General features: G+C 65.5%; 22 protein-coding genes. 15 read left to right on the forward strand and 7 right to left on the reverse strand.

Annotated elements, in window-relative coordinates; translation table 11 throughout:
• Positions 1 to 47: 47 nt before the first annotated feature.
• From BKM74_RS12180 to BKM74_RS12200, 5 genes are all read left to right on the forward strand, one after another.
• Positions 48 to 872 carry an ABC transporter permease gene (locus BKM74_RS12180; protein ID WP_086465992.1) on the forward strand — a complete coding sequence of 275 codons (825 nt, stop codon included), beginning with the start codon at positions 48 to 50 and terminating at the stop codon, positions 870 to 872.
• Between the two features lie 121 nt (positions 873 to 993).
• Positions 994 to 2,166 carry an aspartate aminotransferase family protein gene (locus BKM74_RS12185; protein WP_086465993.1) on the forward strand — a complete coding sequence of 391 codons (1,173 nt, stop codon included), beginning with the start codon at positions 994 to 996 and terminating at the stop codon, positions 2,164 to 2,166.
• A gap of 10 nt (positions 2,167 to 2,176) precedes the next feature.
• A complete protein-coding gene (gene argF, locus BKM74_RS12190; RefSeq protein ID WP_086465994.1) occupies positions 2,177 to 3,103 on the forward strand; it encodes an ornithine carbamoyltransferase in 927 nt (308 codons plus the stop codon).
• Positions 3,103 to 4,104, forward strand: coding sequence for an Hsp33 family molecular chaperone HslO (hslO, locus tag BKM74_RS12195; protein ID WP_176342514.1), 1,002 nt, complete (start codon positions 3,103 to 3,105; stop codon positions 4,102 to 4,104). Before argF ends, hslO begins: the two co-directional genes overlap by 1 nt.
• Before the next feature lie 116 nt (positions 4,105 to 4,220).
• Positions 4,221 to 4,832 (forward strand): hypothetical protein, encoded by a 612-nt coding sequence (locus BKM74_RS12200; protein ID WP_086465995.1) that lies wholly within the window; start codon positions 4,221 to 4,223, stop codon positions 4,830 to 4,832.
• Here BKM74_RS12200 and BKM74_RS12205 read toward each other — a convergent pair.
• The 4 genes from BKM74_RS12205 to BKM74_RS12220 all read right to left on the reverse strand — a co-directional run bounded on the left by BKM74_RS12205 (position 4,829) and on the right by BKM74_RS12220 (position 9,088).
• Positions 4,829 to 5,119, reverse strand: coding sequence for a type II toxin-antitoxin system RelE/ParE family toxin (locus BKM74_RS12205; protein WP_086465996.1), 291 nt, complete (start codon positions 5,117 to 5,119; stop codon positions 4,829 to 4,831). The two genes, BKM74_RS12200 and BKM74_RS12205, sit on opposite strands and share 4 nt — an antisense overlap.
• Positions 5,120 to 5,147: 28 nt before the next feature.
• Positions 5,148 to 5,387, reverse strand: a complete 240-nt coding sequence (locus BKM74_RS12210; protein WP_086465997.1) for a type II toxin-antitoxin system ParD family antitoxin — start codon at positions 5,385 to 5,387, stop codon at positions 5,148 to 5,150.
• A 64-nt stretch (positions 5,388 to 5,451) separates the two neighbouring features.
• The gene (gene ald, locus BKM74_RS12215; protein WP_086465998.1) at positions 5,452 to 6,570 is read right to left on the reverse strand and encodes an alanine dehydrogenase; all 1,119 of its coding nucleotides are present in this window, start codon (positions 6,568 to 6,570) and stop codon (positions 5,452 to 5,454) included.
• A 109-nt stretch (positions 6,571 to 6,679) separates the two neighbouring features.
• On the reverse strand, positions 6,680 to 9,088 hold the full coding sequence (locus tag BKM74_RS12220; RefSeq protein ID WP_086466174.1) for a transketolase: 2,409 nt from the start codon (positions 9,086 to 9,088) through the stop codon (positions 6,680 to 6,682).
• A 564-nt stretch (positions 9,089 to 9,652) separates the two neighbouring features.
• Between BKM74_RS12220 and fliF the strand changes: the two genes are divergently transcribed.
• The 10 genes from fliF to BKM74_RS18545 all read left to right on the forward strand — a co-directional run bounded on the left by fliF (position 9,653) and on the right by BKM74_RS18545 (position 22,398).
• Entirely contained in the window at positions 9,653 to 11,347 is a 1,695-nt protein-coding gene (gene fliF, locus BKM74_RS12225) for a flagellar basal-body MS-ring/collar protein FliF (RefSeq protein WP_176342515.1), read from the forward strand.
• A gap of 95 nt (positions 11,348 to 11,442) precedes the next feature.
• Positions 11,443 to 12,459, forward strand: a complete 1,017-nt coding sequence (gene fliG, locus BKM74_RS12230; RefSeq protein WP_086465999.1) for a flagellar motor switch protein FliG — start codon at positions 11,443 to 11,445, stop codon at positions 12,457 to 12,459.
• Between the two features lie 24 nt (positions 12,460 to 12,483).
• Entirely contained in the window at positions 12,484 to 13,410 is a 927-nt protein-coding gene (locus tag BKM74_RS12235; RefSeq protein WP_086466000.1) for a FliH/SctL family protein, read from the forward strand.
• A gap of 2 nt (positions 13,411 to 13,412) precedes the next feature.
• On the forward strand, positions 13,413 to 13,763 hold the full coding sequence (gene fliN / locus BKM74_RS12240) for a flagellar motor switch protein FliN (RefSeq protein WP_086466001.1): 351 nt from the start codon (positions 13,413 to 13,415) through the stop codon (positions 13,761 to 13,763).
• Between the two features lie 28 nt (positions 13,764 to 13,791).
• Positions 13,792 to 14,676 (forward strand): motility protein A, encoded by an 885-nt coding sequence (locus tag BKM74_RS12245; protein WP_086466002.1) that lies wholly within the window; start codon positions 13,792 to 13,794, stop codon positions 14,674 to 14,676.
• Positions 14,677 to 14,720: 44 nt separating this feature from the next.
• Positions 14,721 to 16,109: a sigma-54-dependent transcriptional regulator FlbD gene (gene flbD / locus BKM74_RS12250; protein ID WP_086466003.1), complete on the forward strand. Its 1,389-nt coding sequence runs from the start codon at positions 14,721 to 14,723 to the stop codon at positions 16,107 to 16,109.
• A gap of 32 nt (positions 16,110 to 16,141) precedes the next feature.
• Entirely contained in the window at positions 16,142 to 18,271 is a 2,130-nt protein-coding gene (gene flhA / locus BKM74_RS12255) for a flagellar biosynthesis protein FlhA (RefSeq protein WP_086466004.1), read from the forward strand.
• An 88-nt stretch (positions 18,272 to 18,359) separates the two neighbouring features.
• Positions 18,360 to 19,343, forward strand: a complete 984-nt coding sequence (locus tag BKM74_RS12260) for a flagellar biosynthesis protein FlhF (protein ID WP_086466005.1) — start codon at positions 18,360 to 18,362, stop codon at positions 19,341 to 19,343.
• Positions 19,340 to 20,146: a MinD/ParA family protein gene (locus tag BKM74_RS12265; protein ID WP_245825922.1), complete on the forward strand. Its 807-nt coding sequence runs from the start codon at positions 19,340 to 19,342 to the stop codon at positions 20,144 to 20,146. Before BKM74_RS12260 ends, BKM74_RS12265 begins: the two co-directional genes overlap by 4 nt.
• Positions 20,143 to 22,398, forward strand: a complete 2,256-nt coding sequence (locus BKM74_RS18545; RefSeq protein ID WP_140056078.1) for a hypothetical protein — start codon at positions 20,143 to 20,145, stop codon at positions 22,396 to 22,398. The genes BKM74_RS12265 and BKM74_RS18545 overlap by 4 nt, the downstream gene beginning before the upstream one ends.
• 7 nt (positions 22,399 to 22,405) lie before the next feature.
• On the opposite strand, the gene BKM74_RS12275 is transcribed toward BKM74_RS18545, so the two are convergent.
• The 3 genes from BKM74_RS12275 to BKM74_RS18550 all read right to left on the reverse strand — a co-directional run bounded on the left by BKM74_RS12275 (position 22,406) and on the right by BKM74_RS18550 (position 25,176).
• Positions 22,406 to 23,641 carry an MFS transporter gene (locus tag BKM74_RS12275; RefSeq protein WP_086466007.1) on the reverse strand — a complete coding sequence of 412 codons (1,236 nt, stop codon included), beginning with the start codon at positions 23,639 to 23,641 and terminating at the stop codon, positions 22,406 to 22,408.
• 210 nt (positions 23,642 to 23,851) lie between these two features.
• A complete protein-coding gene (locus BKM74_RS12280) occupies positions 23,852 to 24,208 on the reverse strand; it encodes a hypothetical protein (protein WP_140056079.1) in 357 nt (118 codons plus the stop codon).
• 35 nt (positions 24,209 to 24,243) lie between these two features.
• Positions 24,244 to 25,176 carry a DMT family transporter gene (locus BKM74_RS18550; RefSeq protein ID WP_176342516.1) on the reverse strand — a complete coding sequence of 311 codons (933 nt, stop codon included), beginning with the start codon at positions 25,174 to 25,176 and terminating at the stop codon, positions 24,244 to 24,246.
• Positions 25,177 to 25,256: the final 80 nt, after the last annotated feature.

Below are 25,256 nucleotides of genomic sequence, written 5' to 3' on the forward strand. Positions count from 1 at the left end.
CTATCTGTGCGCCTCTACCTGTACCGGATCCGCAATCGAGAGCCAGCATGTCCAAGCTTGCCCCCCCTCCTTTGGCCCCGCGCCCTCTGGCTCCCAGGGCCATCGGCCGCGTCAACTGGCTCGGCCTGTGGACGCTTTACCAGAAGGAGGTGCGGCGCTTCCTGAAGGTCTTCGTGCAGACCGTGGCGGCACCGATGGTGACCTCGCTGCTGTTCCTGCTGGTCTTCACCCTGGCGCTGGGCCGGGGCGACATGGTGATCGGTGGCGTCTCCTACTCCGAATTCCTTGCGCCCGGCCTGATCATGATGGCGATCGCGCAGAACGCCTTCGCCAATACCAGCTCCTCCATCGTCGTCGCCAAGGTACAGGGCAACATCGTCGATACGCTGATGCCGCCGCTGGGGCCGGCGGAGCTGACCGCCGGCTTCGCGCTGGGCGGGGTGACGCGCGGACTGGCCGTCGGCTGCTCGACCCTGCTGGCGATGTGGCTGTTCGTGCCGGTGACCTTCGCGCATCCGGAATTCGTGCTGTTCCATGCGCTGTCCGCCGCCCTGCTGCTGTCGCTGCTCGGCATCATCGGCGGCATCTGGGCCGACAAGTTCGACCATATCGCCGCCGTCACCAATTTCGTGATCGTGCCGCTGACCTTCCTGTCCGGCACCTTCTATTCGACCGAGCGGCTGCCCGGCATCTGGTACGAGCTTGCCCATGTGAACCCGTTCTTCTTCATGATCGACGGCTTCCGCTATGGCTTCATCGGCCATGCCGACGCCCCGCCGCTGGCCGGCATCGCGGTCATGACGGGCTGTAACCTCGCGCTGCTGGCGGTGAGCTACACGATGCTGAAAAGCGGCTACAAGCTGAAAACTTGAGGGGCCGCTAATAAAGCAACGCAACGGTAATTGACATCCTCCGGGCAGGCGCGGATACTCGCGCCCTTTCGCGAAATTCCGTCGCGTTGCAACCCTTTTACCGATGGGAAGGGATAAATCGATGCTTCCTGCCGTCATGCCCACATACAACCGGCTTGACCTGAGCTTTACGCATGGCAAGGGGGCGCATCTGTTCGCGACGGATGGCCGACGATATCTCGATTTCGCCGCCGGCATCGCGGTCAACTCGCTGGGCCATTGCCACCCGCATCTGGTGAAGGCGCTGCAGGCGCAGGCCGAGAAGCTGTGGCATGTCTCCAACCTGTACCGCGTGCCGGAGCAGGAGAAGCTTGCCCAGCGGCTGGTCGATTCGACCTTCGCCGACACCGTGTTCTTCGGCAATTCCGGCGCCGAGGCGATGGAGTGCGCAATCAAGGTCGCGCGCAAATACCATTCCGCCAACGGCCAGCCGGAGCGTACGCGCATCATCGCCGTCGAGGGCGCCTTCCACGGCCGTACCCTGACGACGCTGGCCGCCGCCGGCAACAAGAAGTACCTGGATGGTTTCGGCCCGGTCGCCGGCGGCTTCGACCATGTGCCGTTCGGCAACATGAACGAGCTGCGCAACGCGATCACGCCGGAAACCGGCGCCATCATCGTCGAGCCGGTACAGGGCGAGGGCGGCGTCCGCCCGGCAGCGCTGGACTATCTGCGCCAGCTGCGCGCCGTGGCGGACGAATACGGCCTGCTGCTGATCTTCGACGAGGTGCAGTGCGGCGTCGGCCGGACCGGCAAGCTGTTCGCCCATGAATGGGCTGGCGTGGCGCCGGACATCATGGGCGTCGCCAAGGGCATCGGCGGCGGCTTCCCGATGGGCGCCTGCCTCGCCAACGAGAAGGCGGCCAAGGGCATGACATACGGCACGCACGGCTCCACCTTCGGCGGCAATCCGCTGGCGATGGCGGTCGGCAATGCGGTGATGGATGTCGTGAACGACCCGGCTTTCCTGGCCCAGGTGGATCGTGTCGGCCGTGATTTCTGGACCCGGCTGGAAGGGCTGGTGGCCAGCCACCCCACCGTGTTCGCGCAAGTGCGCGGCGCCGGCCTCATGCTGGGGCTGAAATGCGTGATGCCGAACGGCGATGTGCAGACCGCGTTCCGCGAACAGGGGCTGCTGACCGTCGGCGCGGCGGACAATGTGGTGCGCCTGCTGCCGCCGCTGACCATCGGCGATGCCGAGGTGAGCGAGGCGATGGGCATGATGGAAAAGGCCGCCCGCAAGCTGGCGGGCTGAGGATCGTTCGATGAACAAGCTGTTGAAGCACCCCAAGCACTTCCTCGATCTCGACCTGATCGACACCGGCACCCTGCGGCATATCCTGGATAGCGGCCGCACCATGAAGGAAGCCCTGAAGGCCGGCGACGAGGCCGACAAGCCGCTGGCCGGCAAGACGCTGGCGATGATCTTCGAGAAGCCCTCGACCCGGACCCGCGTCTCCTTCGAGGTCGGCATGAAGCAGCTGGGCGGCGATGTCGTGCTGCTGAACACCGCCGATATCCAGTCCTCGCGCGGCGAGACCATGGCCGATACCGCGCGCGTGCTGTCACGCTATGTCGATGCGATCATGATCCGCACCTTCAGCCCGGCGATCCTGCAGGAGCTGGCGGACAACGCCAGCGTGCCGGTCATCAATGGGCTGACCGACCGCAGCCACCCCTGCCAGATCATGGCCGATGTGATGACCTTCGAGGAACATCGCGGCCCGATCAAGGGCAAGGTCGTGGCCTGGAGCGGCGATGGCAACAATGTCGCCGCCTCCTGGATTCATGCGGCGGCGCGCTTCGATTTCGAGCTGCGCATCGCCTGCCCGGAGATGCTGACCCCCGATCCCGGCCTCATCGAGTGGGCGCGCGCCCAGGGGGCGCGGATTGTCGTCACCCATGATGCCGAGGCGGCCGTGGCCGGCGCCGACTGCGTGGTCACCGACACCTGGGTATCGATGGGCGATGCCGATACCGGCAGCCGCCATAACATGCTGCAGCCCTATCAGGTGAATGCGGAATTGATGCGCCACGCCAAGCCGGAGGCGATCTTCATGCATTGCCTGCCGGCCCATCGCGGCGAGGAAGTCTCCGCCGAGGTCATCGACGGGCCGCAATCCGTGGTCTGGGACGAGGCGGAAAACCGGCTGCACGGCCAGAAAGGCATCCTGCGCTGGTGCCTGACGTGATGGCATCCGCCGGTCCCGGCGCGCATGGCGTCACCGAAGACATGCTGCTGCCCTTCCAGATCGAATCTCTGGGCCTGCGCGGGCGCATGGTGCGGCTTGGCGCGGAAGTCGATGCCGTCCTGACCCGCCATGATTACCCCGAACCGGTCGCCCGCATGCTGGGCGAGGCGCTGGCGCTGGCCGCATTGCTGGCCGGCGCGTTGAAATATGACGGGGTCTTCACGCTGCAGATCCAGAGCGACGGGCCGATCAGCCTGCTGGTTGCCGACGTCACCTCGGACGGGCACCTGCGCGGCTATGCCCAGTTCGACGCCAAGCGCTTCGCCGCGGCGGCGGCGGCGCGCGCCCAGACCGGTGCCGGGATCGACCGCTCGGTGCCCGGGTTGCTGGGCGCGGGGTATCTTGCCTTCACCGTCGATCAGGGCGCGCATACCGAACGGTATCAGGGCGTGGTCGAGCTGACCGGCGCCACCCTATCGGATTGCGCGCATACCTATTTCCGGGATTCCGAGCAGATCGAGACCTGCCTGAAAACCGCCTGCGAGCGTGTTGCCCTGCCGGAAGGCGGCAGCATCTGGCGAGCGGCCGGGCTGATGGTGCAGCGCATGCCCGCCGAGGGCGGCGGCGGCAGCCAGGCCGACCGTATATGGCAGTCGCTGACTGAGGACGAGGCGGAGGATGGCTGGCGCCGCGTTGTCATCCTCACCAGCTCCGCCCGGGATGAGGAAATGCTGTCCCCGGCCCTGCCGCCGCCTGAGCTTCTGTTCCGGCTGTTCCACGAGGATGGTGTGCGGGTGTTCGAGCCGAACATCATGACGGATCGCTGCCGCTGCTCGCGGGAGCGGGTCAGCGCCGTGCTGGCTGCCCAGCCGCGCGCGGAACTGGATGATATGAAGGAACCGGACGGCTGCGTGGTCGTTACCTGTCAGTTCTGTAACCGTGCGTACCGGTACGATGATGCCGATCTGGATGCGCTGGCGGAAGAAACGCCGCGGCAATAGGGCGACAATAGGCCGTCTTGCCAGATGGCTGCCACCGCCGCATTCTTGGTCTCCCGCGCTTCGGACATGCCATCGTACCGCAAGCGCGCTTGCCCGTGACGTTCAAGGAAGCCGCCATGTTCCGCCCGACGACCATCCTTTCACGCTGCCTTGCCCTGTTCTCGCTGGCCCTCTTTTCGCTGGTTCTGGCCGCCTGCGCCACGCCGGACCCGGCGCCGCGCTATGCCGATATCACCTTTCAGGGCAAACCGAAGATCGGGCTGGATGTCGGATCCATCGAAGTGGTGAACGAATATCGCGAGCCGCTGTCGCGCCCGCATGTCGAGCATCTGGTACCGGTCAACCCCGGGCGCACGGTGGAACGCTGGGCGAGCGACCGGCTCACGGCATCCGGCAGCCAGTTCAACCGTGCCGTGCTGCGTGTGAAAGAGGCCAGCATCGTCGAGGAAAAGCTGAAAACCACCACCGGCCTGCGGGGCAGCCTTACCAACGAGCAGTCTGAGCGCTACACCGCGACCGTCGAGGCCGTGCTGGAAATCCTCGATAATCGCGGCGCGCGCATCGGCATGGCGGAAGCACGGGTGCAGCGCAGCCGCACCGTGCCGGAGGACATCACGCTGAACGACCGGGAACGCGCCTGGTACGAGCTGACCGAGACCACCCTGCGCGATCTGGACACGACGCTGACCCGCAACGTCGAAACCCATCTCGGCCGCTTCCTGCGCTAGAGATGGGCGGTGATGTCCATCCGCTGATGCAGGATGCGGACAAGCTGCAGGGGATGATCCGCCGGAACTGTGTAGAAGAGCAGGTGTGAACCGACCCGGCATTTCCAGTAGCCGGGCCGGATTGACGATGCGTCGGCGCCGATCAGCGCCCCTTCCGAAAGACGCAGACAGCACTCGGCGATCTGACGCACATAGGCGTCGGCCCGCTCCTCGCCCCATCGTTCGTTGGAATAACGCCAGATATCAGCCAGATCCCGCCGCGCCCTCGGCGTCAGTACATACATCATTCCGGCGTCATCCCGGCGCCATCCCGGCTTATCGGCCCTGACGTTGCTCGGCTAGGAAGGCCTCGACATCCAATGGCTGCGCGAGGCCGCTTTCCTCGCCTTCGATCAAAGCCGCCTGTAATGCCGCAAGATTGGCCTCCCGCTCTTCAAGCAGGCGCAACCCGGCGCGTATGACGTCGCTCGCAGAGCCATAGCGGCCTTCCTTGACCTTTCGATCAACAAAGCCCGCGAAATGCGTGCCGAGCGAAACCGAGGTGTTACGGGACATGGCGCCACCTTTCTGACGGCAGGCAGGATACCAAAAACTGGTACCCCACTCAACCGAGACTGCCCTACAGCGCCAACGCGTCCTCCGCCGGGGTGTAAGGCAGGTTCAGCGCGTCGGCGACGGCCTTGTAGGTGACCCGGCCGGTATGAACGTTCAGGCCGTTGCGGAGATGGATATCGTCGGCCAGCGCCTTGCGATAGCCCTTGTCGGCCAGCGCCAGGGCGAACGGAAGGGTCGCGTTGTTCAGCGCCACGGTGGAGGTGCGCGCAACCGCGCCCGGCATGTTGGTGACGCAGTAATGCACCACCTCGTCCACCACATAGGTCGGTTCGGCATGGCTGGTCGGGCGCGAGGTCTCGAAGCAGCCGCCCTGATCGATCGAGATATCGACCAGCACGGAGCCGCGCTTCATGCGCTTCACCATGTCGGCGGTCACCAGCTTGGGCGCCGCAGCTCCCGGCACCAGTGCGGCGCCGATAACGAGGTCGCTGGACAGTACATGCTGCTCGATGGCGTCGCGCGTCGCGAAGATGGTGTGCAGTTCGGAGCCGAAACGCTCGTCGAGCTGATAGAGCCGGTCGAGGCTCTTGTCGATGACGACGACATGCGCCTCCAGCCCCATCGCCATGCGCGCCGCATTGGTGCCAGCAACGCCGCCGCCCAGCACGGTCACCTTGGCCGCCGGCACGCCCGGCACGCCGCCCAGCAGAATGCCGGCGCCGCCGCGTTCCTTCTCCAGGCAGTGCGCGCCGACCTGGATCGACATGCGCCCGGCGACCTCGCTCATCGGGGAGAGCAGCGGCAACCCGCCGCGCTGGCTGGTCACCGTCTCATAGGCGATGGCGATGCAGCCCGATTCCATCAGCCCCTTGGTCTGTACGGGATCGGGGGCGAGATGCAGATAGGTGAACAGCAGCTGGCCCTCGCGCAGCAGCTTGTATTCCGCCGGCTGAGGCTCCTTCACCTTCACGATCATGTCGGCTTTCGCGAAAATGTCTTTCGCGCTGCCCGCAATGCTGGCACCGGCAGCCTCGTAATCGGCATCGTCGAAGCCGATGCCGTGGCCGGCCATGGTCTCGACCATTACCTGATGCCCATGCTCGACCAGTTCACGGACCGAGGCCGGCACCAGACCGACCCGGTATTCGTGGATTTTCACCTCTTTCGGCACACCGACAAGCATGGCAGGCAACTCCCTTGATCTGACTTATTTGTAAGTTCTGATTGCAACTTACAGGTAGCATTCCGGCGGCAGAAAGCCAAGGAGGGGCAAGTTCAGAGCGGCGGCACGCTCAGTTCAGACGCCCCCCGATACGCCCCAGACACGCCGTCGCGACCGCGTCGATGATCGCGTCGGCATCCAGGCCATGGACGCGGTAGATGTCTGGCAGGTCGGCGGACTGGCCGAATTTGGTGACGCCGAGCGCATGCACCGGCCGGCCGGCTGCCGCACCGATCCAGGACAGGGCGGCCGGGTGGCTGTCATGCGCCGTCACCAGCGCGGCCGCCGGGGCCTGTGCCAGCAGCCGGTCGAGATGGGTCGGCTGCACCGGCTGGCCCTTGCGGCGTGCCTCGGTCTGCTTGTGCCAGTCGCCATAGAGCCGGTCCGGCGAGGTGACGGCCAGCACGCCCAGGCCCGGCATATCCTCGGCCAGAGCGGCATGCGCCTCCATCACTTCCGGCGCCACCGCGCCGCAATAGACCAGCGCCACTTCTGACTCCGCCGAGGGTTCGACCAGCCAGTAGGCACCGGCCACCACCTGATCGGCGAAATCACCGGCAAGCGGGCGCTGCGGCTGGTCCAGCCCACGTGTCGAGAGGCGCAGATAGAGCGAGCCGCCGTCCGGCGCCTGCATATGGCCGAAGCCCCAGCGCATGATCGCCGCCAGCTCGTCGGCATAGGCCGGCTCGAAATAGGTCAGGCCGGGCTGGCCCATGCCGATCAGCGGGGTGGAGATCGACTGATGCGCCCCGCCTTCCGGCGCCAGGGTGATGCCCGACGGGGTGGAGACCAGCATGAAGCGGGCATCCTGATAGCAGGCGTAATTCAGCGCATCGAGGCCGCGCGCGATGAACGGGTCGTACAGCGTACCGACCGGCAGCAGCTTCTCGCCGAACAGCGGCCCAGCGAGGCCAAGGGCGGCCAGCATGATGAACAGATTGTTCTCGGCGATTCCCAGCTCGATATGCTGGCCGGTCAGCGAGCGCGCCCATTTCTGCGCCGAGACCACCTTTTCCGTGCGGAAGATATCGTCGCGCGCCCGGCGGCTGAAAATGCCGCGCTGGTTCACCCAGGCGCCCAGATTGGTCGAGACCGTAACGTCCGGCGAGGTCGAGACGATGCGCCCGGCCAGATCGCTCTGCCCCTTGCCGAGGGCGTTCAGGATATGGCCGAAGGCGGCCTGGGTCGAAATCCGCTCGGCCTTCACGGTGGGGAAATCGTCCGGCACGGCAACTGCTGCACTCTGCTTGATGCGGCTGCCCGGCTGGTTGAAGGGCGCCTTGGCGATAAAGTCGCGCAGCTTGGCGACCGGCAGGTCGCGGTCGTCCAGCGCATCCCACTCCGCGCCATCGGCAATGCCCATCTGGCTCCTGAAGCTTTCCATCTGCTCCACGCTCATCAGCCCGGCATGATTGTCCTTGTGGCCGGCCTGCGGGGTCTGCGCGCCCTTGATGGTGTAGGCGATGAAGCAGTGCGGCGTGTCGTCCTCGGCCTGGGCGAAGCCTTCCAGCACGGCCGCCATGTCGTTGCCGCCCAGATTGGTCATCAGAAGGTGCAGGCCCTCATCATCATAGTCGGCCAACAGCTGCGGAATGCCGTTATGCCCGGCGAGATCCGCCAGGATGTGGCTGCGCCACACGCTGGGGTCACCGTTCTGCCCCTTGAAGACCAGCGCGGAATAGAGGTCGTTCGGGCAATCGTCGAGCCAGTTGCGCAAGGCCTCGCCGCCCGGCTTCTTGAACGCCTCCTCCTGCAGCTTGCCGTACTTGATCATCACGACCTTCCAGCCGACCGCGGCGAAGAAGCCCTTGATCTTCTGGAACAGCTGGTCGTTCACCACGCCGTCTAGGCTCTGCCGGTTATAGTCGATCACCCACCAGGTATTGCGGATGTCGTATTTCCAGCCTTCCAGCAGCGCCTCGTAGATATTGCCCTCATCCAGCTCGGCATCGCCCATCACGGCGATCATCCGGCCCGGCTTCGAAGCCTTCTCCTTTTCCGGGAAATGCTGGCGCACATAATCCTGGGTGATCGAGCCGAACAGCGTCATCGCCACGCCGAGGCCGACCGAACCGGTGGAGAAATCCACCTCATCCTTGTCCTTGGTACGCGACGGATAGGATTGCGCGCCGCCCAGCGCCCGGAAATTCTCCAGCGCGGCGCGGTCCTGCCGCCCCATCAGATACTGGATGGCGTGGAAGATCGGGCTGGCATGCGGCTTCACCGCGACCCGGTCCTCAGGGCGCAGAATGTCGAAATACAGCGCCGTCATCAGCGTCGCCACCGAGGCGGAGGAAGCCTGATGGCCGCCGACCTTCAGCCCGTCGCGCGATGGGCGCACATGGTTGGCATTATGGATCAGCCAGTGCGACAGCCACAGCACGCGGCGCTCCAGCGCCTTCAGATAGGCCAGCCTGTCCGCCGGCGCATCCTTCTTATCGTCGGAAACCAGCGCCAGTTGCGTCGTCTTGCCCGCCATGCCCATCACTCCCAAGCTTTTGCGCAGCCCTAACCTGAGGGTTAACCGAAATATGGCGCAACCCGTCCGTGAAGGCCAGACACTGCATCCGCCATTCTGTTTAGCGGCGCCTTGCCGAATCCGGTCATCGCAAATTCATGCAATAATCCAGAAACACGCCATAAAGGATTGTTCTTTCACTGATTCATCTGATATATCTGTCCTAGGCAAAAGTTGCCTAGTTGCAACAGTGGGGGTAAAATCGGCTCTGGTCGGCCAGCGCGGCGCGTAAATCACTTCATTGTAATTAAAATTTTAGGTAATTTACTGACTACCGGATTTGCAGCCGCCTGGATGTTCGACATCGCGGCCGGATAACGTGGTCAGTTGCGCAGAATTCAGGACGCACAGGCATCCGCGAGAGCCGGAACGCAAGCCGGGGAAGCAAAGCCGAAGAACCGAAAGCCGGGCCGTTCCGGCGATGACAGGGTCATAGACGACCAGAGCCTCATCTAGAGGCAGGGCCCCACCAGGGACAGGGGCCCCACTCAAAGACAGGGCCATAGCGGCGAGGAAGGGCTAACCGTGAACCCGATTCTGCAATTCTTCCGAAATCTTGGTGCCGTGCGCCTCGCCGTCCTCGGCGGCGTTGCGGTCGCCCTCATCGCCTTCCTGTTCTTCCTGACCAGCCGTCTGGCCTCGCCCAGCATGCAGCTGCTCTATTCGGGCCTGGAGCCGGGAGATTCCCGCGAGGTCGTGAATTACCTGTCGCAAAGCGGCGCGCAATTCGAGCTGCGCGGCCAGAACGGCAGCGAAATCTATGTGCCCGGCGACCAGATCAACACCCTGCGCATGTCATTGGCCCAGCAGGGCCTGCCGACCGAAGGCTCGATGGGCTACGAGATCTTCGACAAATCCGACGGTTTCGGCACCACCAATTTCGTTCTCAACATCAACCAGTTGCGCGCGCTCGAAGGCGAGCTGGCACGCACTGTCGGCTCGATCCGCGGCGTGCGCTCGGCGCGCGTCCATCTGGTGATGCCGCGCCGCGAACTGTTCAGCCGCGAACGCATGGAGCCGAGCGCCTCCATCGCGCTGCGCATGCAGGGCGCACAGCGCCTCGACCGCGAGCAGATCAAGGCGATCCAGTATCTGGTCGGCGCCGCGGTGCCGGGCCTGACCCCGACAAAAGTGTCGATCATCGACGACAAGGGCAGCCTGCTGGCGCGCGGCGTCGATGACCCGAACGATCCGAGCCATCTGTCGGCCACTGCCGAGGAGCGGCGCATCGCCTATGAAAGCCGCACGGCGCGGGCGATCGAGATGCTGCTGGAGCGCACTGTCGGCTTCGGCAAGGTGCGCGCCGAAGTGCATGCCGACCTGGATTTCGACCGCATCGTCACCAACAAGGAGGAGTACGACCCGGACGGCCAGGTCGTGCGCTCCACCCAGAATGTGGACGAAACCCGCGAAAGCACGGAAAACGGCGCCAACCAGGCGGTCACGGTGCAGACCAATCTGCCGGAAGCCCAGCAGGGCCAGCCCGGCGGCGGTTCCAGCAGCCGCGATTCGCGCACCGAGGAAACCGTCAATTACGAGATCACCCGCACCGTCCAGAACACCGTGCGGGAGACCGGCAACGTGCGCCGCCTCACCGTGGCGGTGCTGGTCGATGGCAATTATGTGCGCGGCGACGGCGGCGAAGCCGTCTATGAGGAGCGCAACGCCCAGCAGCTCGAGCAGATCGAATCGCTGGTACGCTCGGCGATCGGCTTCGATGCCAACCGCGGCGACCAGATCGAAGTCGTGAACATGCGCTTCGCGCCGCTGGACGATATCGGCATGGGCGCCGATTCCACCCTGTTCGGCCTGTCCAAGAACGACTTCCTGCAGCTGGCCGAGATCATCGTGCTGGCGGTCGTCGGCCTGCTGGTCATCCTGCTGGTCGTCCGCCCGGTGCTGAGCCGCCTGTTCGAATCGCTGCCGGCTGCCGGCGCGATCCTCAGCGGCCCGGCCGGCATGCTGCGTGACCAGTCCGGCGCTGCCGCCGCCCTGACCGGCCCCGGCATGCCCGGCATGGAGATGTCGCCCGAAGGCATGGGGGCGCTGGCCCTGCCGGAAGAGGAAGAGGACGATATGCTCGATACGATGATCGACATCAGCCGTGTCGAGGGCCGTGTGCGCGCCTCCTCGCTGCGCAAGATCGGCGAGATCGTGGAGAAGCATCCGGATGAGGCCGTCTCGATCATCCGCAACTGGATGTATCAGGAGCAGAGTTGATCCCGCCGGGCCAGGGGGCGGCCATTGGGGGCGGCCATCGGGCGGGCAGACCATGAGGCTGCGGCAGGACAAGCCGCGGCCGGGAGAAAAAGACGATGCGTGTGAGAGAAGATTACCGCTCGCTGGGCGGGCCCGAGAAAGCGGCGATCCTGCTGATGAGCCTCGGCGAGGAACATGCCGCGAAAATCTTCGCCCTCATGGAGGACGAGGAGATCAAGGAAGTCTCGCAGGTGATGGCCAATCTCGGCACCGTCAGCTCCAACATCGTGGAGCGGCTGTTCGTCGAGTTCGCCGAGCAGATTTCCTCGACCGGCTCGCTGGTCGGCAGCTTCGATTCGACGGAACGCCTGCTGAACAAGGTCCTCGACCCCGACCGGGTCGGCGACATCATGGAGGAAATTCGCGGCCCGGCCGGCCGCACCATGTGGGACAAGCTCGGCAATGTGAACGAGCTGGTCCTGGCGAACTATCTGAAGAACGAATATCCGCAGACCGTCGCCGTCGTCATGTCGAAAATCAATCCGGCGCACGCCGCCAAGGTGCTGGCGCTGCTGCCGGAAAACTTCGCCATGGAAGTGGTGATGCGCATGCTGCGCATGGAATCGGTGCAGAAGGACATTCTGAACGACGTCGAGCGCGTGCTGCGCACCGAGTTCATGAGCAACCTCGCCCGCTCCAACCGCCGCGATCCGCACGAAATGATGGCGGAAATCTTCAACAGCCTGGACCGCGCCACCGAGACCCGCTTCGTCACCGCGCTGGAAGAGCGCAACCGTGACGCGGCGGAGAAGATCAAGTCGCTGATGTTCACCTTCGAGGATCTGTCCAGGCTCGATCCAGGCGGCGTACAGACCCTGCTGCGCACGGCGGAGAAGGACAAGCTCGGCCTCGCCCTGAAGGGGTCCACCGAGGATCTGCGCGACCTGTTCTTCTCGAACATGTCGGAACGCGCCGCCAAGCTGATGCGCGAGGATATGGCGGGCATGGGCCCGGTGCGCCTGAAAGAGGTCGAGGAGGCACAGACCTACATGGTGCAGCTGGCGAAAGATCTCGCCAACCGCGGCGAACTCGTCATCGCCGAGGGCAGTGGCGACGATCAGTTGATCTATTAAAGGCCTGGAGCCATAGCGCGCAGCATGAAACCTTTCCTGTTCGAACGTGACTTCGACATCGACCCGGCAGAGCTGAAGCGCCGGCGCGAGGCGGAGCGTACGGCCAAGCGCCAGGCGGAACAGGAAGCCGCCGAGGCCGTGGCCGAACCGCCGCCGCCCAGCTATGGCCAGGAGGAGCTGGACCAGGTCGCCGCCGACAGTTTTCAGCGCGGTGTCGAGCAGGGACGCGCCGAGGCGATGACCGGCATCGAACAGCGACTTGCCGATAGCTGGCAGACCGTCGGCGACCGGTTCCGGCAACTGCAGGGGGCGCATCAGGCAGCACTGGAAACCCTGTCTACGGAAGTGACGGAACTGGCCTACACCATGGTGCGCCAGATTTCGCCGACCGTGGCGAAGACCGGCGGCATGCAGGAAATCGAAGCGATGATCGCCGAGGTCTTCGGCTCGCTGCGCGACGAACCGCGCATCATGGTGCGCGTCCATCCGGATCTGGTCGAACAGGTCCGCGCCAGGATGGCGGAGATCGCGGCGGATAACGCCTTCGAAGGCCAGATCACGGTACGCCCGGAACCGGAATTGTCGGAAGGCGACTGCCGGCTGGAATGGTCGGAAGGCGGCGCCGAACGGCTGCAGTCGGATATCTGGCGGCGCATGGCCGGCGCGCTGGAACGCCTGCTGGGGCACCCGCCCCGCGAACGCACGCCGCCTGAGGTGGGGCCTGAAGTGACGGCGAAGGAAATGCCGGAGGAGATGCCGGAAACCTCCGACGACGAGACCAAGGACGACGAGACCAAGGCTGACCTGCCACCCGATTCGATAACCGATTCGGCGGATGAAGATCGGCAGGATGCCGCGTCACCCGTGGCCGCAGCCACACCGCAGGCGGATTCACCCGAAACGCCCGCCCGAAACGCTCACCCCAAGACGCCACATAGCCAGGGAGAATAGACATGGCTGACGATGACGATCTCGAACTGTCCGAGCTGGAAGGCCAGGAACAGCCCTTCGCCGAAGAGGATGGCGGCAGTCAGGACGACGATATCCAGCGCTCCGCCCGCGATCTGGAGGCTGTCTATGATATTCCGGTGCAGGTCTCGGCGGTGCTCGGCAAGGCGACCATGCAGGTCAGCCAGCTGCTGAAGCTTGGCCGTGGCGCGGTGGTCGAGCTGGACCGCAAGGTCGGCGAAGCCATCGACATCTACGTGAACAACCGGCTCGTCGCGCGCGGCGAGGTTGTCATCGTCGATGAACGGCTGGGCGTCACCATGACGGAAATCATCAAGTCCGACCGGTCGAGCTGACCCGCATCTGACGTAAGGATTTTCGTGCATGTCGGATGTATCCAGCAAAGCGGAAGCCACCGCCGCCGGCAGGGCTGCGCCTGCAGGCGGCACCAAGATGGCCACGAACCGGGCCGATCTGGTGCCGCCGGGGTCGCGCATGACCGTCGATTTCGCGACCATACTGGGGCTGATCGGCGGCTTCGGCATGATCTTCGCGGCGATGAGCATCAGCGGCTCCTCCGCCGCCTTCCTCGACATACCGTCGGTGCTGATCGTGGTTGGCGGTACCTTCGCCGTGACGCTGGTGTGCTATTCGCTGCGCGACATGCTGCGGTCGCGCGAAGTGATCGGCAATGTGCTGCTGCGCCCGGCGCGCAACGCGCAATCGGCGGCTGTCTGGATGCTGCACCTGGCCGAGATTGCCCGCGCCAAGGGCGTGCTGGCGCTGGAAAACGGGCTGGCTGACATGCGGCGCGAACCCTTCCTGCACAAGGCGGTGCAGATGGTGGTCGATGGCTCCCCCGCCGAGGAGGTGGAGCGCATCATGCGCCAGGAAATGGCGGCCACCGCGATGCGCCAGACCCAGACCGCCGGCATGCTGCGCAAGGCGGCCGAGGTGGCGCCGGCGATGGGGCTGATCGGCACGCTGGTAGGCCTGGTGCAGATGCTGGGCCGGCTCAGCGATCCGTCCTCCATCGGGCCGGCCATGGCCGTGGCCTTGCTGACCACCTTCTACGGCGCGGTGCTGGCCTACATGGTGTTCGCGCCGCTGGCCTCCAAGCTGGAGCGCAATATGGGCGAGGATCAGATGGTGTCGCAGATCTACCTGATCGGCGCCGCCTCGATTGCCCGGCAGGAGCACCCGCGCCGGATGGAAATGCAGATCAACACCGTGCTGCCGCCCGCGCAGCGCATCGACTTGTTCGACTGAAGGAAGACTCCCAGTAGGCAACCGGGGTCAATGGAGAGTTAGGTATGCGTTTGCTCATTCTCGGCGCCCTCGAAGGGCATCTGACGGCCGCAAGCCAGATCGCGCTTGCGCGTGGGGCAAAGGTCAGCCACGCCGACACGATCGACAAAGGGTTGCAGGCGCTGCGCTCCGGCCAGGGCGCAGACCTGGTGATGATCGATGTCAGGCTGCCGATCGCCCGGTTCATGGAGAGCCTGAAGGCCGAACGCATCACGATCCCCGTGGTCGCCTGCGGCATCAACACCGATGCCGACACCGCGGTACGGGCGATCAAGGCCGGTGCCAAAGAATATGTGCCGCTGCCGCCGGATGCCGACCTGATCGCCGCCGTACTGGAGGCGGTGGCCGAGGAATCCAACGCCGTCATCTTCAAGGATGTGGCGATGGCGCAGGTCATCAAGCTGGCCGATCAGGTCGCCCCCTCCGACGCTTCCATCCTGATCACCGGCGAATCCGGTACCGGCAAGGAAGTCATGGCGCGCTACCTGCACAGCAAGAGCCGCCGCTCGGACCAGAAATTCGTCGCGCTGAACTGCGCCGCCATCCCTGAGAACCTGCTGGAATCCGAACTGTTCGGCCATGAGAAGGGCGCCTTCACCGGCGCCGTTGCGCGCCGCGTCGGCAAGTTCGAGGAAGCCAATGGCGGCACGCTGCTGCTGGATGAAATCAGCGAGATGGACCCGCGCCTGCAGGCCAAGCTGCTGCGCGTCATCCAGGAACGCGAGATCGACCGCGTCGGCGGCTCCACGCCGGTGAAGGTGAATGTCCGGCTGATCGCCACCTCCAACCGCAATCTGGAGGAGGAGGTGAAGAACGGCAATTTCCGCGAAGATCTCTATTTCCGGCTGAATGTCTTCAACCTGGCGCTGCCGCCGCTGCGCAAACGGCCGCAGGATATCCACGTCCTGGCCGAGCATTTCGTGAAGAAATATTCGGAAGCCAACGGCATCGACATCAAACCGCTGTCGGCCAAGGCGATTACGCGGCTGCAGGGCCATCACTGGAAGGGCAATGTGCGCGAACTGGAAAACACCCTGCACCGCGCCGTGCTGCTGGCCAGCGGCGATGAGATCGGGCCGGAAGCCATTCTGCTGACCGGCGAACAGCAGGGCGCACCGGCCGCCGCCGCCCCCTCGATCCAGGCTGGCGCCGATGGTGCCGACGAGGAAACCCGTTCCACGGTGGAAGCGCTCGGGCTTGGCAAGATGGTTGGCCGCACCGTCGCCGACGTGGAACGCGACCTGATCATCGACACGCTGAAGCACTGCCTCGGCAACCGCACCCATGCGGCCAACATCCTGGGCATCTCGATCCGCACCCTGCGCAACAAGCTGCGGCAATATACTGACGAGGGCGTCCCGGTGCCGATGCCCGGAGAAGCGGAAACGGCATGAGGTCGCACCGCCACTGGATGACGGGCTGAGGCATGGCTGACACCTCGCAACAGGGTTCGCCGGGGGATGGGCCTGGCGGCGCTTCCGTACAGGCGCTGCTAGGCCGTTACGGCGGCATCCTGAACCGGCCGGATATCGCGGTCGCCCTCGGCATGATCGGCATCCTGTCGGTGCTGATCCTGCCGATGCCGACCTGGCTGCTCGATATCGCGCTGGCGCTGTCGATCACCTTCTCGGTGCTCATCCTGATGACGGTGATGTTCATTCACCGGCCGCTGGACTTCAACGCCTTCCCCACGGTGCTGCTGATCGCGACCATGCTGCGGCTGGCGCTGAACCTGGCCTCCACGCGCCTGATTCTCGCCGAAGGGCATACCGGGCCAACGGCGGCGGGGGATGTGATCGCGGCCTTCGGCTCCTTCATGATGGGCGGCAATTTCGTCATCGGCGTCATCGTCTTCGCCATCCTGGTGATCGTGAACTTCATCGTCATCACCAAAGGTGCGGGCCGCATCGCGGAAGTTGGCGCACGCTTCAGCCTGGATGCCATGCCTGGCAAGCAGATGGCGATCGACGCCGATCTGTCCTCCGGCCTCATCAACGAGGACGAGGCGCGCACAAGGCGCAAGGAGCTGGAGGAGGAAAGCGGCTTCTTCGGCGCCATGGACGGTGCGTCGAAATTCGTGCGCGGCGACGCCATTGCCGGCCTGCTGATCACCTTCATCAATGTGATCGGCGGCATGATCATTGGCGTCGCGCAGCAGGGCATGAGCTTCAACGCGGCGGCGCAAACCTACACGCTGCTGACCGTCGGCGACGGTCTGGTGAGCCAGATTCCGGCGCTGATCGTCTCCACCGCCGCCGGCATGCTGGTGTCCAAGTCGGGCGCACCGGGCACGGCCGACAAGCAGCTGATGAAACAGCTGGGCGGCTATCCGACCGCGCTCGGCCTGTCCGCCTTCCTGATGCTGGTGCTGGGCGTGCTGCCCGGCCTGCCCTTCCTGCCTTTCGCGCTGCTGGCGGCGATCACCGGCGGCGCCGCCTTCTTCATCACGCGGCAGAAGAAGTCCGAGACGCTGCGCAAGGCCGCCGCGGTCGCCACCGAAACGGCGGAAATGCCGGTCGCCGAGGAGCCGATCTCGACGGCACTGCATATCGACCTGATCCGCCTTGAGCTGGGCTATGGCCTGCTGCCGCTGATCAACAGCACCGACGGCCAGCGGCTGACCGAGCAGATCAAGGCGCTGCGCCGGCAGCTGGCCAGCGAGATGGGCTTCATCATGCCGTCCGTGCGCATCCAGGATAATCTGCAACTGCCGCCCAACACCTACATGCTCCGGGTGAAGGAGATCGAATCGGGGCGCGGCGACATCCGCCCCAACATGCTGCTGGTGATGGACCCGCGCGGCCAGAAGATCGACCTGCCCGGCGAGAACACCCGCGAACCGACCTTCGGTCTGCCGGCCATGTGGATCAACCCGAGCCACCGCGAGGAAGCGATGTTCCGCGGTTATACCGTGGTCGATCCGCCCACCGTCATCACCACGCACCTGACCGAGATCGTGCGCGACAACATGGCCGATCTCCTGTCCTACACCGAGACCCAGAAGCTGCTGGACGAGCTGTCAGGCCAGCACCAGAAGCTGATCGGCGACATCGTGCCCACGCATATCTCGGTCGGCGGGCTGCAGCGCCTGCTGCAGAATCTGCTGTCCGAGCGGATTTCGATCCGCGACCTGCCGACGATCCTGGAAGGCGTGTCGGAGGCCAGCACCTACACGCGCAACATCACCATGATTACCGAGCATGTCCGCTCCCGCCTCGCCCGGCAGATCAGCGAGCAGTATGTGAACGAGGAAGGCCACATCCCCATCGTGACCCTGTCGCCGGACTGGGAGCAGGCCTTCGCGGAATCGATTGTCGGCCAGGGTGACGACAAGCAGCTTTCCATGCCGCCCAGCCAGTTGCAGCAGTTTATCGGCGCGATCCGGCAGACCTTCGAGCAGCTGGCAGCATTGGGCGAGGCGCCGGTACTGTTGACCAGCCCGGCCATTCGGCCTTATGTGCGGTCGATAATCGAACGGTTCCGGCCTGCGACCGTGATATTGTCGCAGAGCGAAATTCATCCCAAGGCCAAGATCAAGACCCTGGGTCAGATATGAGTTTGGCGCGATCGGACGCAGGAGAGCGTTATCTTGGATAGCGTAACCAGGGGCAGGCAACCGACGCACCGGAGGGCCAGGACGAAGCATGCGCCTTAAGACTTTCAAGGCTCCCTCAATGGCCGAGGCGATGCGGATCATCCGCGACGAACTCGGCGAGGACGCCATCATCGTCTCCACCCAGAAGGGCGAAGAAGGCGGCGTGCGCGTCACTGCCGCCCTCGACATCGTGGAAGATCTGGACCCGCTGGGCGACGACCATCACCACAGCCCGATCACGGCTGACCTTGGCGATCTTCTCTCGGAGGCCATGGAGCAGCATAGCGTGCCGGGCCGCCTCGCCGACCGGCTGCTGCGCGCCGCCACCAGCCTCAACACCGACGATCCGGCGCTGGCGCTGGCCGGTGCGCTGGACAGCCAGTTCCGCTTCGCCCCACTGCCGGAAAGCGATTTCCGCCGCCCCTTCATGCTGATCGGCCCGCCGGGGGCGGGCAAGACCCTGACGGTGGCCAAGCTGGCGACCCGCTCCGTGATGGCGCGCCGGGCGGTACGGGTTATCACCACCGACACTGTAAAGGCCGGCGGCGTGGAGCAACTTTCCGCGCTTACCTCCGTTCTTAAACTGAAGCTGGAGACGGCCAACAACCCGGGCGACCTGAAACGGTTCTGCGCGGAACGCGGCAAATGTCTGCAGATCATCGACAGTGCCGGCATCAATCCGTTCGACCCGGCCGAGCTGAAGGAGTTGAAAACGCTGATCGACGCGGCCGAGGCCGACCCCATCCTGGTGCTGCCCGGCGGCGGCGATGTGCATGAGGCGGCAGAAATTGCCGAGATGTTCAAGACGCTGGGTGCCAGCCGGCTGATCGCCACGCGGCTCGATCTCGCGCGGCGTCTCGGCTTCATGCTGGTGGCCGCGGAAATCGGCCAGTTGAGCTTTTCCCATGTCAGCACTTCGCCACGCGTGGCCGAAGGGCTGGCGCCGCTCAACCCGGTTTCTCTGGCACGTTTGTTGCTTTCTCAGGAAAGGGGGATCAGCACCCCGGCATTTGGTGACAGGGTCTTCGCATGAGCAACGCCATACCTCCCGCTTCCTCCGACCCGATTCGCCTGCCCCGCGCCTTGGGCAAGACGCGCAACATCATCGCCATCGCTTCCGGCAAGGGCGGCGTCGGCAAGACCTGGCTGTCAGTCACCCTGAGCCATGCGCTGGCACTCAGCGGCGAAAGCGTACTGCTGTTCGACGGTGATCTCGGACTTGCCAACATCGATGTCCAGCTTGGGCTGATGGCAAAACGCGACCTGGGTGCCTTCATCGAAGGAAAGGCGACGCTGGGCCAGACTGTCATGCAGCACCCGGATGCCTCCTTCTCGGTGATCGCCGGCCGCTCCGGCTCGGGCAGCCTTGCCGCCCTGCCGGTGCCACGCCTCACCCATCTGGGCGAGGAACTGCAGCAGCTTGCGCTTGGCTATGACCGGGTGGTGCTGGATCTGGGTGCGGGCATCGACCGCACGGTACGCACGCTGGCCAGCTGGGCCGGCACGACCCTGGTGGTCACGACCGCCGACCCGACAGCGCTGACCGACGCCTATGCCTTCATCAAGCTGACCCTGCAGGGTGACCCCGGCGCCGACATCCGGATCATCGTGAACATGGTGGATTCGGTGAGCGAGGGGCAGCGCACCTACCAGACGCTGCTGAAGGCCTGTCAGAGTTTCCTGAAGGCATCGCCGCCGCTGGCCGGTATCATCCGGCGCGACCGCAAGGTCGCCGACGCCATCCGCAACCAGACCTCGATCTTGCTCCGCTCGCCGAACAGCGACGCCGCGCGCGATGTGGAAAACCTGCTGGAAAGCCTACTGGAGCCGCAATGAGCCTCGTTCCGCCGACATCGCCCGTCGGGGTCGCCGGTACGGCGCCGGCGGCGACCGTCGGCACGCTGGTCAATGCTCCGGAATCGCTGAAGGCGGTGGATCCGGGCACCATCGTTAAGGGCACGGTGGAAGGGCGGGACCGGCAGGGCAACATGATCGTGCGCACCGACCATGGCGTCGTCGCGCTCCGCACGGCAGCCAATTTCCGTCCCGGTACGGCCGTCACCATGGAAGTGCGCGTCGTCGGCGACAGCCAGCATGTGGTGGTGCTGTCCGCCGACCGCCGCCCAGTGGCTGCCCAGCAACCTGGCCAGCAACCTCTGCCGCAGCAGCCAGCACAACAGCCCGCCCAGCAGCCTTCCCAGCAACCGGCGCAACAAAACGCACAGCAGCCAGCGCAGCCAGGCACACAGCCCGCGCCGGCGCAAGGCGCGGGACAGGCCACTGGCGGCGCGCCGGCCCCATCGGCACCAGCCCAGCCGGCCCCCACCCAGCCGGCGGTCTCCGTCGCCTCCTCGCCGGTCATCGCCGCCAGCACCCAGCCGCCACAGCCCTTGCAGGCCGGCCAGTCCGTGCAGGCCTTGCTGTTGCAGACGCTCGCCGGACAAGCCCAGGCAAATGCGGGAAACGCCGCAACTGCCGCCGCACAGACGGGCGCAACGCAGGTGGGCGCAACGCAGGCGGGCGCAACGCAGGCGGCCCAGATGCCAGGACAAGCCACACCAGCGCAGGCATCTTCGCCACAAACGCCACCTCCCCCAGGCACAACAGCTCAAGGCAGCGCACCCCAAGCCACTGCCGCGACAAGCAGCCCGGCAACCGCATCCCCTGGCACCGCTGCCCCGAACAACACGGTCCCCACGACCGGCGGACCGGCACCCGCGCCAGCGGCAAATACGCCAGTGTCGCCCCAGACGGCGCCCCAGACAACGCCCCAGACGGCGGGGCCGCAAGCAAGCCCTCCCCAAACTGGCGCATCGCAAACTGGCGCACCGCAAACCGGAACAACCCAGGCGGCAGGCCCGGCCACGCCGGCACCGTCCACCGCAGCTCCAGCGGGTACCGGCCCAGCAGCAGCGCCGACACAAGCTGGCCTGCCTGGGCAGCTCCTGCCGGGGCAGGCCTCTGGGCAACCGGCGCTGCCGCCCTCGCTGCCACCTTCACTGACCGCGCCCGCCGCAAGCGCCAGCATGGCCGCCTTGCCGGCAGGTGCCCCGACGACCCAGATTCTGCAGGCATTGCCCGCCGGCAGCACTCTCGCCGTAACGGTGAACAGCGTCCTGCCACCCGCACCGGGACAGGCCACGGCGCCAACGCCCGGTCTGCAGCCCTTGCCCGGCGGCGGCGCCACGCTCACCGCCACCGTTGTCGGCAGCACGGCCACCGGTCAGCCCTTGCTGCAAACCAGCTTCGGCCTTGTCACCATTCCGGGCGCGCAGGGCCTGCCAACCGGCACCGGTGTCACGCTGGGGCTGTCACCGACCGCGCTGGGCGGTGCGGAGGCGGCCGCACGCGCGGCCCTCGGCCTGTCTTCAGGGGGAGCCGCCGGAACCACGGCAGCAGCCGGACAGCCGGGCGGGCTTGGCCGCAGCTGGCCGGCCCTCACCGAAGCCTTTGTGCAGCTGTCGCAGACCAATCCCGCGCTGGCGCAAACCCTGCTGCAAACCGCCATTCCGCAGCCCGGTCCGCAGATGGCCGGCGCGCTGCTGTTCTTCATGGCGGCGCTGCGCGGCGGCGACGTTCGGGGCTGGATGGGCGATCAGGCGGCCCGTGCGCTGGGCGGGCGCGATGGCCGCAACCCGCTGCTGTCGCGCCTCGGCGACGATATGGGCCAGATGACGCGCACCGGCACCGATGCCGCCGGCAACGAATGGCGCGCTTTCTACATCCCGCTGTTCGACGGGCGCGATCTGCAACAGATCCGGCTGTTCATGCGCGATCCGACGGAGGAAGGCGAAGGCGGCAAGGATGGCGCGTCAGGTCACCGTTTCCTGATCGACCTCGACCTCAGCAAGCTGGGCGCGCTGCAGCTCGACGGGCTGGCCCGCACGGAAAGGCTGGACCTGATCGTGCGCACCCACCGCGCCCTGCCGCGCGACATCAAGGCGGAGATCGTCCGCCTGTTCGAGGAAACCGCCGAGCGGGTCGGCCTGAAAGGCCAGGTCAGCTTTCAGGCGACGCCGCACTTCCCGCCCCTGCCCTTCGTCGAGCACAACGAGATCATCGAGATCCACGGCGAGATCGAAGCCTGATAATGCCTCAGGCCTTGGCGGGCGACAGCCGCGCCAGCGGACGCTCGTCAATCGGCCAGTGCACGATGCCGGCGAAGATGCCGAGCGCGATCGAGCAGTACCAGACCACATTGTAGGATCCGGTGGTGTCGTACAGATAGCCGCCGCCCCAGACGCCGAGGAAGCTGCCGATCTGATGGCTGAAGAACACGATGCCGGTCAGCATCGACATGTATTTCGGCCCGAACACCTGCGCCACGATGCCCGATGTCAGCGGCACCGTGGACAGCCACAGCAGCCCCATCGCAGCAGCGAACATCAGCACCGTCATCTCGGTCATCGGGAAGGAGATGAACAGCACGATGATCGCCGAGCGCAGCACATAGAGCGTGCTCAGCAGGTACTTCTTGCTGTATTTGCCGCCCAGCACGCCAGCGCTGTAGGAACCGATGATGTTGAACAGCCCGACCAGCCCCAGCGCCCAGGCGCCGATGCGCGGATCCAGCCCACGGTCGATGACGAAGGACGGCAGATGCGCGGCGATGAAGGCAACATGGAAGCCGCAGACGAAGAAGCCCGCGGTCAGCAGCAGGAAGCCCTTGTGTCGGCTGGCCTCGCGCAGCGCCTCGCCCAGGCTCTGCGTGCTTGCCGGCCCGCCCAGGCCGCGCTCGCCAACGCCCCGGAAGGCCGCCGCCAGCGGCAGCATGGCCAGCGACGTGAAGCCCAGGATCAGCACCGCGGTCTGCCAGCCATAGGCCGACAGGAAGGACTGGCCCAGCGGCACCATGGCGAACTGGCCGAAGGAGCCCGCCGCCGTGACGATGCCCAGCGCCCAGGAGCGCTTCTCCGGCGCCACCACCTTGCCGACGGCGGCCAGCACGATGGAAAAGCCGGTGCCCGACAGGCCGAAGCCGATCAGAATACCGGTCGAGAGATGGAACAGCAGCGGCGTGGTGGAAACCGACATGATGAACACGCCGGCGGCATAGAGCATGGCGCCGCCCAGAATGACCCGCATCGGACCGTACCGGTCGGCCAGCGCGCCGGCGAAAGGCTGCCCCACGCCCCACAGCAAATTCTGCAGCGCGATCGACAGGGCGAACACCTCGCGGCCCCAGCCCAGCTCTCCGGAGATCGGCACCATGAACAGGCCGAAGGCGGAGCGCACGCCGAAGGACAGCGCCACGATCAGGCTGCCGCACAGCAGGATGACGAACAGCGGCAATTGCCAGCCCCGCCCTGTCACAATTGTCTTCTCCGACATTGCCGGCTCCCGTCGCCAAATAAACCCAGATCGATACTATCGTTCCCGCACCCCGGCACCAGCAGCCAGCCGGCATAGCCGGAATGTGCCCACGACTGTCGTGGTGACAATCCAGACGGTTCGGAACGCGAGCGACTATGCAGTGAAAGCGCCCGGCAAAACAGCACCGGGCGCGACATTATCTATTTCGAAATCGGCGGGTAATCGCCTTCAATAGGCGTCGCAGCGCATCGTCCGGCCATCGCGCTCGACATAGAGCATCACCAGGGCGGCATGCTTCACCGTGCCATTGCAATAGCGCAGGCCGGCGGTCACGTCGGAGACGATGGACATGGCCAGCCGCTTGCCCTTCGCCCGCGCGATGCTGTCGGCGTCGAGCGTGCGCTCGGTGCACAACTCATAGCCCGGCATGATTCGGGCCTCCCAGGCATAGGCCCCGGCGAGCGAGGCGCGCACCGGCTCGGCCAGCTGGTTGCGGATGCACACCGCCTCCGCCGCCCCGCCGAAAGACAGGCCTGCTAACAACACTGCCCCGCCCAGAAGCAGCCGAATCGGCATGGTTTTCACGCGGTTATTCCCCAAAGCCCGTTTATGATTTAATTCTACTCCGTCCGGGGCTTCTGCCGCAAGCGGCCCAGCCTGGTTTCACGGTGCAGGATATAGAGGCCGCTGGCGATCACGATGGCCGATCCGACGAAGACCCAGCGGTCCGGTACTTCGCCGAACAGCCAGTAGCCCAGCATCCCGGCCCACAGGATGCCGGAATATTCCAGCGGCGCGATCAGCGAGGCCGGTGCCTTGCGGAAAGCCTGGGTCAGCAGATATTGCGCCGTACCGCCGATGATCCCCATGCCGACGATCAGCACCCAGTCGAAACCTGCGGGCTGCACCCAGCCGGACAGCAGGAAGGGTGCCGTCGCCAGCGTTCCGGCCAGGGTCATGTAGGTCATCAGCGCGATATTGGTCTCCGTTCGGGTCAGCAATCTGACCTGCAGCATGGCCAGTGCCAGGAACAGGCTGGCGGTCAGCGGCAGGAAGGCGACCGGCTGGAACAGTTCGGTGCCGGGCCGCAGGATGACCAGCACGCCGACAAAGCCGACCACCACCGCCGACCAGCGGCGCGGCCCCACGCGCTCACCCAGCAGCGGCATCGACAAGGCGGTGATGAACAGCGGCGCGGAAAACGCGATGGCCACCACCTCGGCCAGCGGCATCAGCGCGAAGGCGTTGAAGAACAGGATCATCGAGGTCAGGCCCAGCACGGCACGCACCAGATGGCCTTTCCAGTTGCGCGTGCGCAAGGCCGCCAACCGGTCCCTGCGGGCGGCAAGCATCAGCCCGATGGGGATGAAGGCGAAGAAATTGCGGAAGAACACGATATGCATGACCGGATATGTCACGGCCAGCCATTTGATCGTCGCATCCATCACCGAAAAGGCGAGGATCGCCGCCAACATGAACAGCGCCCCCGCCGCGACGGTGCGGTCTTCGGTCTCGGCGGCGGACAAGACGGGGGAGGGTTTGTCGTCGGTCATGGCGCCTTGATGCCACGTCCCGCATGGCAGGGAAAGGCCGCCTCGCGCATGGAAGAGGCGCAGAGCAGAAAACACTATCC

The sequence above is a fragment of the Oceanibaculum nanhaiense genome, assembly GCF_002148795.1.
GTDB lineage: Bacteria > Pseudomonadota > Alphaproteobacteria > Oceanibaculales > Oceanibaculaceae > Oceanibaculum > Oceanibaculum nanhaiense.